Below are 17,245 nucleotides of genomic sequence, written 5' to 3' on the forward strand. Positions count from 1 at the left end.
GCAGGGGCGTCTCCGCCCGGCCGTGGCCCGCTACCGCCACCCCCACCGGGCCAAAAGAGCAGTTGCCAGACGCACCCCCGGGTCGGCGATCCGGGTGCCTGCCCGGCCGGGCTGCGCCTACGCTGGCATCGGAGCCGTTCCAGCGGTCATCCCCCGTACCGCTGGGACGGCTTCGACGCGTTCGGCGTACACCCCCGCCACCGTGGGGTGGAAGGCATGCCGGGGTGACCTGGACGCTGCCCGACCCCGTGCTCACCTCGGCCGTGCCGGGCCCCGACCTGCCCGCGGGGTCGGCCGCCGAGCCGAAGTGGGACGGCTACCGCGCCCAGCTCGGCCGCCGCGGCGACAGCGTGCTGCTGCGCTCGAGGCACGGCACCGACATGACGACCGCGTTCCCGGAGATCCGCGCCGCCGCCCTCGAGCGGCTGCCTGAGCAGACGGGCCTGGACGGTGAGCTGGTGGTGTGGGAGGCGGGGCGGCTCGCCTTCGAGCGGCTGCAGCAGCGCCTGGCCCGCCGCGGCGCCGGCGCCGCCCGCGTCGCCACCCAGTGGCCCGCGCACTACGTCGTCTTCGACCTGCTCCATCTCGGCGACACCGATCTCGCCTCCTGGCCCTACGTCCGCCGCCGGGCCGCCCTGGTAGGGCTGTTCGCCGATGCCGGCCTGGCCGCGCCGTTCACGCTGTGCCCCTCGTCCACCGATCCCGCCACCGCCCGCGAGTGGCTGACCTGGGCGTCGGTCGGCGTGGAGGGCCTGTGCTTCAAGCGGCTCGACGAGCCCTACCGCGCCGGAGCCCGCTCCTAAACCAAGTACAAGGTCCACGAGACCGCCGACGCGATCGTGGGCGCGGTCACCGGCCCTGTCAGCGCCCCCCGCACCCTGCTGCTGGGCCGCCACGACCAGGCCGGACGGCTGCGCTACACCGGACACACCACGGCCCTGACCCGGGCAGTATCGGCCGATCTCGGCCGCCTGCTGACCCCAACCCTCTGCACACCGCACCCCTCGAGGGGGCGGACCTTCTCAGCCGGATGGCACACGCGCGAGCCGCAGCAATGTCCAGGCGCCACCGAGCACGCCCTTGGCGATGTCACCCATCAGCCGGGTCGGGCCATTCGTCGTCATCGGACCCGGTGCTGGGCCCCGGTGACGTTTGACTAGCCGGAGGGTCCCAGTGACGCCGTATCAGCCTGTGACGGGGCTCCGGGTGGAAGGACTCGGGTTCCGGTACATCGAGGCTCGTCGAGTGACGCTGTCGGGTCGAATGGTTCGACGCCTTCGTAGAGCCGCAGCAAGTCGTTGGCCAGCTCATACAGGAGCCGCACACTGATGTTGTGCAGGGCCTCACCGATCAGGCGGGTCGTGTCGTCAGTGTGGGCCAGAAAGGTGGGACGCAGGACGTACTTGCCCAGCTTGACCGCCGTCTCCAGCGTTTCGTCGCCGCGGGCCAAGTCGCTGACGAGGGTGGTGGTCCAGCCTTCGGGGGATGAGCGTGGGAGCATCAGCCGCCCGAGGACGTCAAAGACGTCGGCCGTCCGGCGCTCCCCAGGATGCGGTATGTCGGCTTGGCCTCGTAGGTCGGCTGGTCCGAGGTCGGCTTCCGCCCAGCTGTGTGCCCGCACGTGCATGGCGAGAGCGAGAGCAGTACGGACGAATGCCTCCTGCGCTGCAGCCCCGGCCGGCGGATGGTCCGGCATGTCAGGCCCCAGCATCGCCTGCGTCTGTCCCGCCAGATTGCCCAGGGCCCACGCCCTCCGATCTGGGTCCGGAGGCTCCCGCCGCAACTCCTGGGCCGCAGTGCGTGCGGCCCTCAGCACCCCGCGGGCCAGCCGGTCAAAGTGCTCAGGCGATGCGATGGACCACGGATGCAGTCCCGGACGATCGTCGGCGTCCACTCGACTCCCCCTTGCCAGCCCGTCCGACAGTACAAGTGGAAAGGCCGGTAACCGCAGGATGCCCTGTCTGATGCCGTTGTTCCAGACGCAGGACCGAGCACGGCAGCGCCGGGAAGAAGCACGGCAGCTAACAGACCTTGGACAGTCACCGTTGCGCTCTGCGGGTCCCCCACTCAACCTTCAGTGAGAATTGCTCAACGTTCGCTGCGACTAGTCACCCGCCGTGGGAAAAGCTGCCGGTCCGTGCGGCGCATACTCGTTCCATGGAACGTCCGCCGTATCAGTCTGTGCGCGTCAACTTCTCCAACAGCGACTACCAGAACATCTGCGAGGACTTCGGTGGAGGCCACGAGGCCTGGCCCGCCTGGAGGGAGTTGGGAGACCTCCTGGCTTATCGCTCTGGCTGGCACTTCGACTTCGTCAATCGCGGAAAGCCCCTCTGGTCTCTCGGGGTTCTGGGCGAGAGCAGACTGAACATCTCCGTGGACGGCGACAGCCGCTACCACTGCTACAACCGCGATCGAAATGACGAGGCGACGCTCGACAGCATCGCCGAAGTCGAGGATTGGCTCGGCCCTCGGGAAGAGGAAGTCGGCAAACCGAGCGAGGTCTCCCTCAACATCGCTCGGAGCGATGACTGGCGGATCCTCAAGGTGCACGCGTTCAGGCTCTCCGTCAGTTGGTCGGACGGGTACTCGCCGCAACGCTGCCGGCGCTCACGGAGGCGGGATTCGGGCAGACGCTGGCGGAGGCCCGTCAACCGGGCCGGTGAGATGCTCTGTCACCTCTTCGGCGCTCCGACAGAGCTTGCCCCGGAGCTGACGATGGAACTCGAGCTGGACTCCGCGGCTACTCAACGGCTGCGATTCGGCATGTAGTGCAGCGACGGGCGGGACTTTTGAATGTCACTCACCAGACGACGCTACTCACTCCGGAAAGGCGTAACAATATTACATCAATGATCATTGCGCGCAGCCAAAGCGAGATCCCGCGATGACTGGTCCGCGAGGAATTCACTAAATGAATCCCACCGAGTGCGGAGCTCGGCACTGCCTTCCTGATACATGGCCACGGGCGGATCATCACTCCCCGAAGGCTCCAGCCAATACACTTGATATCCCTGATGCATCGCAAAGACGATTGCATTCTCCGCAATGAGATGAGAGGCGCCATTCTCGGCAAGAAGCTCCAATGCATCGTGCTTAATACCCATCATCCCTGGATAGAAGGCGTCCGTGCCAATCAGGAACTGCCCAGCGCAGCGACCCATATTACGAAGAAACTCCTCGTAATACATGGGCAGCGACTCGATGTGTTGATCGACACGGACGCTCTCGATCTCTTCTGCCCCTAGGCCAGCAACCTCGACCCCTCCCCCAATGGCCTCGATCGACCGGATCAGATCGTTGAAGAAGCTAACCATGCGGTCTCGCCCATCGCTATCCAGTGGTGACATTGATCGTAACTCCTGGAAATCGCTCTTGAAACTGCTGGATCACCGATTGACAACTTGGGCAAACGTCTCGCTCGGAGTACAAGTTGACAGTCCCCGATGAGCGCGGCGTCAACCCCTTCGCAAGATGCTCCAAGACCTGCCACTCCGAATCAGAATCCCTGCCGCTAGGGTCGAAAATAGGATTCTTCGGCATTCCCACCGAGCCGGGATTCGGATGCGAGCCGCTGACTCCAATCAGCTGCCCTGTCCCACCATCGACATCATACTGAGCAACCGCGATATTCCTGCGCCCACCTACTTGATTGTTAGGGTCAGCGCGATACGCCGCAGCAACCTCTTGTGGTGTCCCACATAGCCCGTTGCTGTTATGCACGAGCACTGGCGTGCCGCCTGCCAGTACATAGTACGTGTGCAGTTGGTCGACGGTGAGGTTGTACATGTCCGCAGAGCCGGGGCGGGTGATGACCGCGTCGATGCGAACGTGGTGGTTGGTAGCGGTGTTGAGGGCGTGACCAGGCTTGAGTTTGCCGGCGGGGATCCAGGTGTGGAGGGTGTCGTCCCAGAAGGGGTGGCGCGAGGTGGTGTGGAGAGTGATGTCGTGACCGTCAGTGCCGCGGATAGTGACATCGACTAGGTCGTTGTCGTGGTGAACCAGGCGAGCGGTGACCTTGCGGGGCCCGCGATGCTTACCGCTTTTCGGGTCGGCGCTCTCCACCCGGTCACCCGGTTTGATCTTGGCGATGGGTTTGGTCTTTCGGTCCGCCATCAAGACCGGCGTCTGGGGGTCGAAGCTGCAGAAGGACACGCCCTCCGCCACGGCCTCTTCTTCGAGAGCCGCCGCGGCGGAGATGCCGACAGCAAGATCGCCGAGGGATTCGCACAGGCTCACAAGCGTGCACGGGTTGCTCGGTATGTCCTTGATGTCGGCCCAGTGGTGGTAGAACTTCTGGAATCCCTGGCAGGAAGAGGTCCAGAGCAGGTCTTCACCGGTGCACCGCTCCCGGTAGTACAGCTCGACGTTCCGCGCCGGAGAGAGGTCCGCTCGGTAGGTCCCGTAGCTCATCATCTGTGTGATCGTGGGCGCGTGGCCGCCGAACTTCTTCATGTCCTTCAGCGGCGGCAGTGTCCTGCTCTGCGGTGGCTCATAGTCTTTCGACGCGGGATCGTCGTACGACTTGTAGGGCGCGTTGGTTCCGTTGTCTCCGGAGCAGAAGTGCGGGTAGCACTGTTCGAGGCCCGCTGGGGTCGGCGGAGGTGACGGGATTGTCAGCGGCGTAGGTGTAGCCGCCGAGTTCCTGGGGGCTGGTGGCTTCCAGAATGGGGTCGACGCTGATGAAGCGGCCCAGGCTCGGGTCGTACTTGCGGGCGCCGACGTCGGTGTAGCCGGTGGAGCTGTCCTGGGGCGCGCCGAGGTAGGAGTGGGTGGGGTCGGGCCAGGTAGTGCTGTTGGCGCTGGCGCGTGGCTGTCCGTAGGGCGTGTATTGCTGGCGGGCGACCTGCTGAGTGGTGGTGTCCATCGACAAGGTCGCGGTGCCGTGCGGGTCGTTGAACAGGTACTTCAGTCCGCCGCCGGAGAGGCTGGAGCGTATGGCCACGGGAGTTCCGGTGCCGCCGTGGGTGTAGGTGCGGACGGCGCCGAGGAGGACGTTGGGAGTGACGCCGGTGTTGACGACGATTTCGGTGTCGCCGGCGAAGAGGGTGGTCTTGCCGGGGTCGCGGCGGATGAACTGGTTGCCGTCGGCGTCGTACAAGTATTTGGTGGATGTGGGGCTGGTGCCGCCCGCGTCCACCTGAGTGAGGTGGTTTTCGTCGTCCCACGTCAGGGTTTGGCTGAGGCCGGTGGTGGGGGTGCGGGTGTGCAGGTTGCCGTCTTCGTCGTAGACGAAGCTGGTGGGGTTGGTGCCGCCGGTGGTTGCGGTGAGGGTGTGAGGCTGGGCGTGGTTGGGAGTGCAGTTGGTGGTGCAGCCGTCGGTGTAGGTGGTGGTGGCTGTGGTGGCGGAGCCGCCGATGGCGTGGTCGACGCTCTGGTGACGGTTGCCGATGGCGTCGTAGCTGAAGGACTGCCAGTAGGAGCCGGGGGTGGTGGTGAGGGTGCTGGCGGTGGGCGGGTTGGCGGCGCAGTTGTCGTTGGCGGTCCAGGCGTCGGTGAGCCGGTCGAGGGTGTCGTAGCTGTAGCACTGCTGGTCGGTGACGGTGTTGCCGGTCTCCGACTGCTGGTCGGTGGTGGAGGTGGGGTTGCCGGAGGCGTCGTAGGTGTACTTGGTGTCGTCGACCGTGGGACCGGGGGCCTGGGTCCGCTCCACGAGGCGGTTGGTGAGGTGGCGGGTCTGGTCGTCGTAGCTGTAGGTGGCCCAGGCTGGGTTGGTGGAGGCGCCGAACGTCAGCCTCGACGGTTCACCGTAGTTGGTGTATACGCTCGCCCCGACGTAGGTGTTGGCACTGCTCTTGGTGATGGTCGGGTTGCCCAGCGCGTCGTGCGCGTAGGTGATCACCTCGTTGTTGAGCCCCTGGGTGCGCGGGTCGCTCTGGGTGGCCAGCAGCTGGTCTTTGACCGTGTAGGTGTAGGTCGTCGTGTACGTCGAAGGCAACGGCGCCTCGGATGCCGGCAGAGTGATCTTGGTGCCGGTCGGCTTGCCGAGGGTGGTATAGCCGGTGGCGGCGACCGTGTAGCCGCCGGTGGTGCCCTGGACGTAGCGGGTGGAGGAGGTCGGCAGGCCGATGCGCAGGGTGTCGTAGGTCCAGGACGCGAACTGGAAGTTGGACTTGGCCTTGTCGGTGGCAGTGAGCTTGCGTCCCAGGAGGTCGTAGGTGTAGTCGAGTTCGACCTTCTTGGCGTCGGTGGTGGAGACAGGGTTGCCGGCGTCGTCGTAGCCGTAGCTGCTTGCGCCCGCGTCCGGGTCGGTCTGCGACGTCTGGCGGCCCAGCAGGTCGTAGTCGGAGGTCCACACCGTCTTGTCGGGACCCGTGACCTGGTGCTGTTGGCCCGCGGCCGTGTATCCGTAGGTGGTGGCCGAGGTGGTGCCGCCGGTGGCGGTGAAGCCGGTTGCCGCTGTGCCGGACACGGCGGGCGGGGCGGTGTACTGGTCCAGTTCGGTGGTCTGACCGCGTGCGCCGACGACCTTGGCGGAGGCGACCCCGCCCTTGGGAGGCAGGACGGTGGTCCGGTCTCCGGTGTAGGCGGTGGTCGTGGTCCAGGTCTTGACCCCGTCGTGTTCTTCGGTGACCAGGTCGGCGCGCCCCTGCCCGTCGTAGTCGGTGACGGTGGTGTCGGGAATGGAGACCTGGGAGACCGATATCAGGCTGTTGCCAGGGCTGCCGCCCACGGCGTAGGAGTTGTTGGTGGCGACGGTCCAGCCGTGCGAGTCGTACTGGGTGTCCGAGACCGCGGTGCTTGAATTCTCCGCTGTCGCCTGTACCTGCAGCGGCCGCAGCATCGCGTCGAAGAGCGTCTCGCTGGTCTGGTAACTGCCGTTGTCGAGGAGTGTGTTGGACGCGACGACCGACGGGGCCGACTGGGACATGCTGTAGGTGTAAGTCGTGTTCGCCGGAGCGCCGTTGGCCTTGATCTCATTGGGCAGCCACACCCCGGTCATGCGGCCGAGCGCGTCGTACGTGAGCGAGGTGAGCAGGCCGGCCGCGTCCGTCTTGGCGGTGGGCAGGGCGCGGGCCGGGTCTACGGTGCTGCTGGTGAGCCGGCAGTCCTTGGATGACGTGGTGGTCGTGGAGCAGTCCACGCCGGGCGTGACCTGGGTGATGGTCGTGCTGCTGGTGGGGAGTTCGCCGTTGGACGGGGTGTAGTGGATGAAGACCGTCTGGGCGAGGCTCTTGCCATCCGGGGAGGTGGATTTGGGGGTGCGGGTCGCCTTGGTGGCGCGGCCGTAGGAGTCGTAGCTGGTGGCGGTCTGGTCCACGAACGTGGTTGCGGTGGCGCCGGTGGCCGCTGATGCCCGCTGGACCAGGGTGACGTCACCGGTCGTGGGCAGAGCCGGGTTCTGCTGGCCGTCACCGTCGTAGGCGAAGGCGTTGCTGTCGTAGGAGCTGCGGGTATCGGCGATCAGTGTCCCGCTGGGAGTGGCTCCGGCACTGGAGCAGTCCTGTGCCGTGGTGATGACCTCGGCGGGGACGACCAGGGTGTTTCCGCTGCCGGTGAGGTAGCGGGTGTAGGTGCACTTGGCGACGTTGTTGCTGTCGGCGGTCTCACCGCGGTCGTCGAGTTGCACGGGCATGCCGGTCGTCGACTTGCCCAGGGTGGTGTTGTAGAAGGTGTCGGTCTCGGTCTTGCGCCAGCCGTAGGACACAGTCTGTCGGGTCAGTGTTTTGGCGGGACGGACCATCTGTGCCGTCAGGTCGGGCAGACCGCTGCGGTTGCGGCTGGCCGTGGGGCCGATGACTGTGGGCACGTTGACGACGGCTTTGTCCAGGCTGCCCGTGGCGCTGGTGTAGGTGTCGGTCTCGAACGTCTGGCCGGCCAAGGTGTCGTCGTCCGCGACCGAGGTGGCGCCGTCCTGGCTCGTCAGGTCGGGCACGGAACGAGTCTTGCCCCCGGGCAGGGTGTCGCCGTTCATGCCCAGGAAGTAATAGGTCTTCGTCAGAGTCTTCTGGTCGTGGACCTTGGCGCCATTGGTGTAGTGGAAGACGTTCGGGTCTCCGGTGGTGGTGTCCACCTCCGGGTAGCCCCGGAACTGACCCCAGGTACGATTCTTGGCCTTGACAAGCTCGTTGTCGTCGTAGTGCCAGCCGGGGTTGCCCTTGTAGACGTAGTCCGTCTCCAGCTTGGGCTGGGTGCCGTCCTGGTAGGAGTTGTGCGGATCTTCGGTGACGACCGAGGCGACCTTGTACTTGTAGAACCAGTCCATCCACGGCGCCGGCTGCCCGTCGGGTGTCCAGTACACCGGGAAGCAGGACAGGGTGTTGGTCGAGGCGAAGGTCTTGGCCGCCGCGTCGGTGGGGTCGTTCGGGTCGCTCGCCGGCGCGTTGGAGCAGTCGGGCCTGTCGTAGGTGACCGTCGTCTCGGCGCCTGTCTCGCTGGTGACCGTCTGGATCCGGTCGTGGTACATCAGCGGCATCTGCGGGATGGTGCCGACCCGATTGGGCAGTTGCAGTGGCGGGTCGAAGCTCACCGCCGGCGTGGAGATACTGCCCGACGCGCTGCCCAAGGTGTCCAGGCCGGTGCGTTGGATGGAGTCCAGCCACAGGGTGGGGGCGTGGTCGCCGCCGTCGGGGAAGGACTGGGTGAAGCTGTACTTGTCGACCTGCTTGGTCGCACCGCCCACCTGGATCTGTGTGGTGATCGCCGTCAGACGCCTGCGCGTCCAGAAACTCGGGCCGTGATTCGTGCAGTTCGTCGAGCCCGAGGCGCAGTTGAGGTCCACCGGCACGTCGGGCCAGTACGCGGCGTTGGCAGGGGTGAACTGGCTGTCCGCACATGTGTTGCCCGACGGAGTGCCCGGGATGCAGCGTTCGTCGGTGTCGAAGAGGATCTGCTCCGGCGCGGTGCCCGAGTAGATCGTCGAGGCGGTCATGCCGTAGTCGATGCGGGACAGGGTGCCGCTGCGGGTGTAGGACACCACGGTGTTCTTCATGTCGGCGCCGTAGTAGCCCGTTTCCGGCGAGTAGTACCAGGCGGTGGCGTTGCCATGGGTGTCGACCGCGTAGTCCAGATTGAACCGGTAGCCCAGCGTGCAGGATGTGGAGGCGAAGTCCGTGCTGTCCGGGCAGTCGGATACGCCACTGTGGGCGTGGTAGACCGGTTCGGTCCACACGGACTTCGTCTCGTCTTTGCCGCTGGACCAGCCCGGCAGCCGGTTGCGGCCGAAGAAGTACTGCACACCGTCACTGGTGACCTTGAAATACTCCCCGTTCGCCGTTCCGTTCGTGGCGTTGGTAAGGTCCTCGATCTTGGTGGTGGCGTTGTCGTCAGAAGGGCGGAAGGTCTTGGTGGCATCGTCGTAGACGATGTCCGTGGACTTGCCGTTCAGCGACAGGGTGAGGATCTGACCCGCCCAGCATTGGTCGCCGTCATTGTCCGGTGCGCCGGACGACGAGACGTCCCGGCAGGATTTGTATGTGCGCTCGACGTAGTTCTCCGTCGTGTTCCAGCCGTCGCCCAGCCACGAGGACTGGTTGTTGGTCCCCTCGGTGCGGGCGTCCTGGGTGGAGGAGCTATAGGAGAGATCGACGTTCGGTACCGCTCCGCTGATCGCCGGTGGCACCGAAATCGGATAGCTGTAGGTGAACGCGCCCGTGTTACCGGCGATCGTCCAGGAGCCGCCCGGCGACAGACTGGTCGCCGAGTAGTCACCGGACGAACCCGACGTACCCGAGGTTGCCGCCATGACAGTCGCCACCCTGGGCGACGCCGTCGCCGAGTGAGCAGAACCGACGGCACCCGGCGCCGCCGCGCTCGGGCCCGGGATGGTGACCTGCGCGGACAGCGGCGTGCTGGGGGCGGTGCGCACTGCGGTCTGTGTCTGGCACTTGGCCAGCTTTGGTGTGGTCAGCGCGCAGGCCGGCAGCTGGACCAGGTGCAGGCGCGAGGCGAAGTCACCGCCGAAGGCGTAGCGGAAGGAGGAGTCGTCGACACGCAGGGCGACCTTTCCGCCGCCCGGGCTGGTGCGCTGCAGGGTGAAGAGCACACCGTGAATACCGGCCGCCCGCGCGGTCTTCTGCGACAGCACGGTGACCCGCACCTGCTGAGATCCGGTGACGGCCGTCGCCGGGGGATGTGCACCCGCGGCGGCGCCGAGCAGGACGGGCGTGTTACCGGCTCGCACCTGAGTCGCTTTGGCGGTTAGACGCGTGGAGGCTGTCGCGATGGGCAGGGTGACCGTCGCGCTGCCCGGCGCGGGGAGCTTCGTGTGCGCGGTGGGATCGAAGTGCTTGAACGCCTTTTGCGCCGGAACGTGCTTGGGCGTTTTGCGGGTGAAGGGGATCCGCTTGTCATGCGGAACGGCTGGAGCAGACACGTGCCGCGTCTCCGAAGCGACAGCAGTGGCCACGCCGGAGGGCAGCAGCCCCGCCACCAAGGTGCCTGCCGCTACGAATGCCATGCGGTGAGCCCGGCGGGCGGCCCAGGTCGCCCGAACGCGTCTCCACCCCGATGTCCGCTCCATGCGGTGCGTTCCCCTCCTCGATCCCAGCACCCACAAGCAGTCCGCTGGTCATGCGGTTTGAGTGCATGTCAAAGGGGTGGCACAGTCGATCAAGCCCCCCGCGGAGCTTCACGCTAGGGCCTGACTTCCACGCAATACGCAAAGCTTCTCCACAGGAGGAGCAAAAGAATCACTCGAGTCGATACGCAAGTTGACATTTGTCCGTCAAAAAGAGTCTCGCAAAAGGTACTTGACGATCAGTTAGCGATGGTGGACCGCGACCTTGGCGGCCCTGAGAATTGCACTCCGGCGCGGGGCCCACGGGGGGAACCGCATGAGTTTGAAGGACACCAACTTCGATGTCCGCCTCTCGCACACCCAGACGCGGTTCCAGACGCCCCACGGCGAGGCCGCTCGCCACCGTCCTCGCCGCGACCCTGGCAGCCGGGTCGCTGGCCGCCATGGCACCAGCACATGCGACACCAACCGCTCCAGCCGCCTCACGCGCCCACGCCAGTCCCCAGCCCGCCGAAACGCGTCTCAACCCCACAGAGGCGGCGTCCGCCCGGGCGAAGGCGACCGGCCAGCCGGTACCCATCGACCAACTCACCGACACGGGAACGGTGGTGGTGGCCAACCCTGACGGCACCTTCACCCGCACCGACTCCTCGATGCCGCAGCGCACACAGCTGCACGGGAAGTGGGTGCCGATCGACACCACGCTGGTGCGGCGAGCGGACGGGACCTGGGCGCCCAAGGCCGCCGTCACGGACGTGGCCTTCTCCGGCGGCGGCTCCGGTGCGCTGGTCACACTGCACAGCGGCAAGGACAGGCTGGGGTTCTCATGGCCGGGCGCACTGCCCAGGCCGGTGATCTCCGGTGACACCGCGACGTACCCCGATGTGCTGCCTCAGGTCGACCTCCAGCTGACTGCGGACGCCTCCGGCTACTCCTCGATCCTCGTGGTCAAGTCCCCCAAGGCCGCCGCCGATCCGCACCTGCGGAACCTCGAGCTCAGGACCACGGCGAGCAATCTCAAGCTCGCTCCCACGCATGACGGTGGCACGCAGGCCACGGACAAGCACACCGGCGAGACGGTGTTCCACAGTGACACCGCGCTGATGTGGGACAGCGTCGGCCGGCGGGGCACCAGCCTCGCCCACACCGCGACCGCCTCCTCCGCCCGGGCCGAGCACAAGGCGGCGGCGAAGGTCGGCAGGCACCGCGCCCAGGTCCGGGTGAGCCTGAAGCCCGGCAAGCAACTGCTGGGCCTGGACGAGAAGTTGCTCTCCGCCAAGAGCACCGCCTACCCGGTCTACGTGGATCCGGAGTGGAGCGGCCGGCCCTCACAGTTGGACTGGGCGCGGATCTCCGACAACGGATGGAACGTCTACAACTCAACGTCCACCTCGGGATCCACCAATGCCCGCGAGGGGTGGGACAACAACACCCCCGGCAACGGTGAACGGGCCCGCACCTACTACCAGATGAACACCAGCGGCATCAAAGGCGCCGTGGTCAGTCACGCCTCGCTGTACGTAAAGCAGCTCTCCGCCGCCTCCTGCTCCGACACCCCTGCGGCCGTCTACGGCACCGACCGCCCCGCCGGCTGGGGTTCCTCCTCGCTGTACTGGGGCCATGAGCCCGTGGGACGCACCGGCTCACTGGGCACCAACCCCAAGAGCCACGAGGCCGGCACCTGCCCAGTGACCGACGGTGCCCACTCCTGGGTCAGCCCGCCGTCGCTCGAGTTCGACGTGACCTCCCGGGCACAGAGCGCGGCGGCCGGCGGCTGGAAGAGCATGACGCTGATGGTCCAGTCGCCCGACATGAACGACCCCCAGCAGTGGAAACAGCTCGCCTACGGCGGCGGCGCAACCATGTCGGTCACCTACAGCTACCGACCCAAGCTCAAGAACGGCACCGGCACCCCTGCCATCAAGCCGTCCACCGTGAGCATGGGTAAGACGATGACCACCACCCACACCCCGACGCTGTCCGCACGCGCGGTCGACCCCGACCTGGCCGGCGGCAGCGAGCTGGTGCGCATCGAATACAACGTCTACAACTCCTCCGGCACCCTGGTGCATCAGGGCTTCGGACCGAGCACCGACTCGAAGAAGCGCGCCCGGTACAACACCAACGGCAGCGACTGGACCACCCCCAGCCTGCCGGACGGCACCTACACCTGGAAGGCCACCGCACAGAACGCGGCCGGCTACTGGGCCGGCACCGGCTCCGGCATCTGGACCAAGACCCAGACCTTCACGGTGGACACCAGCGCGCCGCCCGCGCCCACGGTGACCTCCAGTCAGTTCCCGGCCAAGCAGATCGGCGCCGCCTTCGGCGACAAGGGCAGCTTCACCCTCAGCAACAACCACACCAACAACATCACCGGCTACCTGTTCGCGCTGGACGCCACGCTCGGCAACACGGTCTACAGCAGCACCGTCACGCGCTGGACCACGAGCACGACGTTCGTGCCGGGGCATGTGTACTACGCCACCTCGGACAACGGCCCCGGCACCGGCACCTCGGCCGTCAACGGCAGCGCCTCCCCCGCCTTCACCCCCGGCAAGGCGGGACCGCACACCCTGTACGCCAAGGCCGTGGACCAGGCCGGCTCGTCGTCCATCTCCCAGACGGCCTACGCCTTCTACGCCGGCACCAGCACGCCGACGTACGCCTATGGCGACAAGATGATCAGCGGCTGGACGGCGACCAACGCGGACAATACGACCACCGCCGTGCCCAAGGCGACCACCACCACCAAGGGCGGCCAGCTGATCAGCCAGGCAGCCGGAAGCGGTTACGAGTTCGCCGACGGCTACCAGGCCCTGCTCGCCAACAAGGCCAGCACGTCAAAGGTCGTCTCCGGCGACAACGCGACTCTCAGCTTCGACATCCCCAAGGACGCTCCCTGGAGCTTCGGGGTCAACCTGACCAAAGCCAAGGACTACGGCATCTACAAGCTGGTCCTGGACGCCGGCAAGCCCACCGAGTCCACACTGCTCAGCAACTTCGACGCCTACAACTCCTACGTCACCACCCGGTTCGTGAACCTCGGCATGCCCAAGGACGCCAACGGCCAGCTGCTCACCCTCAAGCAGGGTGTGCACACCCTGACCCTCACCCTGACCGGCAAGAACACCGCTTCCACCGGCTACCAGGCCGGGATCGACGTCCTGCGCCTCGCACCGGCACTGACCTGCGCGATCAACAGCACCGGCAGCTGCCTGAACAACACCGCCACCAGCACCTTCACCACCACGACCAGCCCGGCCGACGCCGACGGCTCAGGCAACAGCATCAACGCCGCCGACCTCACCAGCACGGCGGGCTGGCAGAGCGGAAAGACGGTGACCGTCAACGGCACCGGCATCACGCTGCCGAAGCTCGGCACCGGCACCTACGACAACATGCTGGCCTCCGGCCAGACCGTCACCGTGCCGGGCAGCGACGTGGTGAACACCGGTGACGCCGTGGTCTTCCTCGGCTTCGCCACCGGCGGCGCGGCGAAGGGCGCCAGCGGCACCATCACCTACGCCAAGAACAACTGCCTCGACCCGGACGGCAACCCCGCGGAACAGTCATACACGCTGGACACCGTGCCGGACTGGCTCAGTGGCCCCGCCTCGGCGGCCTCGCTGACCCTCGTCCACCAGAACCACAGCAACAACACCCAGACCAGCCCCAGCCCCGGACCAAAGATCTACGCCATCAGCGTCCCGCTGCAATGCCCCGGCTCGGTCATCAGCAGCATCTCGCTGCCACTGTTCACCAACGGCGTCCAGTCCGGCCAGCCCACCCTGCACATCCTCGGGCTAGGCGTTCGGCCGCTGACCGTCACCGGCAGCGGATCCAGCGCCCAGCACTGGGTCGGCACCTGGTCCTCCGCCCAGGACACCGCCAAGGTGCAGCAGTCCGGCGGCAGCACCGCCACCGTCAACGGTCAAACTCTGCGCATACCGGCGCACATCAGCATCGGCACCGATGACGGCAACGGCGTGCGCATCCACCTGTCCAACGCTATGGGCACCAGCCCTGTGACCTTCGACGCGGCCTCCGTCGCCCTGCAGGACACCACCGCGGGCGGCGCCACGACCGCCGCGGCACCGACGACGCTGACCTTCGGAGGCTCCGCATCCGTCACCATCCCCGCAGGCGGCGACATCACCAGCGACCCGGTGCCCCTGGCTGTCACGCAGCAGGCCACCCTGCTGGTCAGCCTGCAGGTACACGGCTCAGTCTCCGCCATGCCCGGTCATGCTGCGGCTCAGACACCCGTGTGGGTGAGCGACGCGGCCAACCGCACCGGTGACATCACGGCCACCAAGTTCACGCAGACGACGTACACCGGTCTGCCGTACCTGGCCGGTATCGACGTCACCACGCCCATCTCCGCCCCCACCGGCTCGCTGGTCCTCTACGGCGACCAGAGCGTCAACGGGGACACCCCGAGCGGCGACGGCCAGCACCACCTCAGCGACGCCATCACCAGCGCCCTGATCGACGACCCCAACGGGGACGACTCGGTGGACTACGGCGTACTCAACGCCGGCACCAACAGCAACAGCCTGAGCAACAACCTGCTGCCGCAGATCACCAACAGCGACACTCCGACCAACGCGCTCAACCCGCTGGACCGCAACGTGCTGGGCCAGAGCAACGTGCGCACCGTTCTGGTCTCCACCGGCGCCACCGACCTGCTCAACTGCACGAGCGACGCCAACACCTGCGCGACGAAGGTCGAAAACGGACTGGCCTCGCTCAACAGCCAGCTCAGCTCGTACTACACCGACGACGGGCAGACCTACGTCAACGGGCAGCCGGTCACGCAGAACTCCAACATCACCGTCTACCTCACCACGGTCCCACCGTTCACTACCGCCCACCCGGGCACGGCAACGCAGGAGACCGCGCGCGAGCAGGTGAACCAGTACCTGCTCGACACCTTCCCCACCCAGGTCATCGACTTCGCCTCAGCCGTCTCCACGGACGGCACGGCCACCTCGTCGACCGTGAAGGCGGCCGACCTCTCGAGCGGCAGCCCCTCCAACGCGTACTACGCCGACCTCGCCGGCCGGTACCTAACCGACACCAACACGCAGGTCGTCGGCATCGCTCCGAACCTGATCGTCCCGCTGGCCACCGGCAGCGACACCCCCGACGACGGCTGGGAGCTGTCCGCCGACGGCACCGACCAGCGCGGGGACAACCCGTTCACCGCGGTCGGGGCTGCGACCTTCAACGCGGGCGGGCCGGATGCGCTCAACGCCCCGGCCGCTGCCACGTCCTTCGACGGCAACACCGGGTTTCTGGAGAGCGACCACACCGCCGTCAACACTCTCGCCGACTACACCGTCTCCGCGTGGGTGAAGCTCGACTCGTCGACCGGCCCCGCCACCGCGATCTGTGAGGGGACCAGTCAGCACCAGGCGTTCTACATCGGATACGACAGCAGCAACAAGGGCTGGATGTTCCAGACCACGACCACCAACGACGAAAACTCCGACTTCCCCACCGCGGAAGGAGACACCGGCACCGGGGCCCTGGGCACCTGGACCCACCTCCTGGTCACCTACACCGCTCCCGTGGACGGCGACTCCAACACCGGCACGATGTCGATCTACCAGAACGGCAGCCTGATGGGGACCGCCACCAACCTCACCCCGCAGTACGACTCGTCCATGCCCCTGACCATCGGCGGCTGCGTCAACAGCCCCGACACGACCACGCCGTACAACGCGTTCCCCGGTTCTGTCTCGGACGTGCAGGTCTACCCGTACGCCATGTCGGCGAGCGAGGCCGACGCCGGCAGCGTGATCGTGCCGACCGGCTGGGACAAGGGCATGCCCGAGGATGAGTGGAAGCTCTCCGGGGACGGCACCGACATCGCCTCCCTCAACCCGGTGGCCCCGTCCGGCAGTGTCGCCTTCGGCACCGACGCGCCGAGCGGGCTGTCCGGCAGTGTCGCCTTCGACGGCAATACCGGCTTCCTCAAAAGCAAGCAGAGCGCGGTGAACACCCTCGGCGACTACACCGTCTCCGCCTGGGTGAAGATCAACTCAGCCCTCGGCACCACTGCCGTCTGCCAGGGCACCACCCAGCACCAAGCCTTCTACCTCTCCTACGACAAACCCAGTGGCGCCTGGATGTTCCAGACCACGACCACCAACGACGAAAACTCCGACTTCCCCACCGCGGAAGGTGACAACAACAGCGGTCCGGTCGGCACCTGGACCCATCTGGTCGCCACCTACCGGGCACCGGTCGCAGGTGACTCCAGCACCGGCACCATGGCCCTCTACCAGAACGGCACCCTTGTGGGGACAGCCAAGAATCTCAGCCCGCAATACGACTCCTCCCTCCCCTTGACCATCGGCGGCTGCGTCAACAGCGCCTCCGCCACGATCCCGTACCTGGCGTTCCCCGGCTCCGTGGCAGACGTCCACGTCTTCCCGCGGACGCTGTCGGCGACCGAGGTCAGCACCCTGCACTGACCGGGCCGTGTGCCTCAGGCCCCGTCACTCCCGTCCCGGAGCGGCGGGGCCCCCGCCCACGCTTCGGACGGGGCGCTCCAGGCGCACCAGAACCACTCACTGGACCCGCTCCTGGTAGGCCTGAGGCGTCCTCAGCACCAGCGTCGGACGAACGTTCAGAGCGTCTCCCAGCCATGTGGCCGAGCACAGGAGACGCACCGTCCGTTCAACACACTTGCTCAACGCAGCTCCAGATCAGACCGCCTGTTCCAGAACACCGGACGAGGCGGCCACCTGACAGGCCCGCGGAAACATGTTGGCC

7 protein-coding genes are annotated in these 17,245 nt (G+C 66.7%); 3 read left to right on the top strand and 4 right to left on the bottom strand.

The window, feature by feature from the left end; genetic code table 11:
• Positions 1–224 precede the first annotated feature (224 nt).
• Entirely contained in the window at positions 225–803 is a 579-nt protein-coding gene (locus LN251_RS27240) for an ATP-dependent DNA ligase (RefSeq protein ID WP_458246835.1), read from the top strand.
• Positions 804–1,156: 353 nt separating this feature from the next.
• Here LN251_RS27240 and LN251_RS27245 read toward each other — a convergent pair whose 3' ends face one another.
• Entirely contained in the window at positions 1,157–1,894 is a 738-nt protein-coding gene (locus tag LN251_RS27245) for a hypothetical protein (protein WP_458246836.1), read from the bottom strand.
• A gap of 263 nt (positions 1,895–2,157) precedes the next feature.
• On the opposite strand from LN251_RS27245, the gene LN251_RS27250 reads away from it, so the two are divergent.
• Positions 2,158–2,772, top strand: coding sequence for a hypothetical protein (locus LN251_RS27250; RefSeq protein ID WP_458246837.1), 615 nt, complete (start codon positions 2,158–2,160; stop codon positions 2,770–2,772).
• Positions 2,773–2,849: 77 nt separating this feature from the next.
• On the opposite strand, the gene LN251_RS27255 is transcribed toward LN251_RS27250, so the two are convergent.
• Genes LN251_RS27255 through LN251_RS27265 form a run of 3 tightly spaced genes read right to left on the bottom strand, consistent with a single transcriptional unit; the run spans position 2,850 to position 10,123 of the window.
• The gene (locus tag LN251_RS27255; RefSeq protein WP_458246838.1) at positions 2,850–3,350 is read right to left on the bottom strand and encodes an SMI1/KNR4 family protein; all 501 of its coding nucleotides are present in this window, start codon (positions 3,348–3,350) and stop codon (positions 2,850–2,852) included.
• Positions 3,334–4,455 (bottom strand): polymorphic toxin-type HINT domain-containing protein, encoded by a 1,122-nt coding sequence (locus LN251_RS27260; RefSeq protein WP_458246839.1) that lies wholly within the window; start codon positions 4,453–4,455, stop codon positions 3,334–3,336. The genes LN251_RS27255 and LN251_RS27260 overlap by 17 nt, the downstream gene beginning before the upstream one ends.
• Before the next feature lie 37 nt (positions 4,456–4,492).
• Entirely contained in the window at positions 4,493–10,123 is a 5,631-nt protein-coding gene (locus LN251_RS27265) for an RHS repeat domain-containing protein (protein WP_458246840.1), read from the bottom strand.
• Between the two features lie 944 nt (positions 10,124–11,067).
• Between LN251_RS27265 and LN251_RS27270 the strand changes: the two genes are divergently transcribed.
• Positions 11,068–16,944 carry a LamG-like jellyroll fold domain-containing protein gene (locus LN251_RS27270; protein ID WP_458246841.1) on the top strand — a complete coding sequence of 1,959 codons (5,877 nt, stop codon included), beginning with the start codon at positions 11,068–11,070 and terminating at the stop codon, positions 16,942–16,944.
• Positions 16,945–17,245 lie beyond the last annotated feature (301 nt).

The organism is Streptomyces sp. MAI_2237 (assembly GCF_054189285.1).

What these genes read in the sequence shown, in the direction of transcription:
- LN251_RS27260 (WP_458246839.1), bottom strand. Translation starts at nt 4,455, where the DNA reads ATGAAGAAGTTCGGCGGCCACGCGCCCACGATCACACAGATGATGAGC.
- LN251_RS27250 (WP_458246837.1), top strand. Translation starts at nt 2,158, where the DNA reads ATGGAACGTCCGCCGTATCAGTCTGTGCGCGTCAACTTCTCCAACAGC.
- LN251_RS27255 (WP_458246838.1), bottom strand. Translation starts at nt 3,350, where the DNA reads ATGTCACCACTGGATAGCGATGGGCGAGACCGCATGGTTAGCTTCTTC.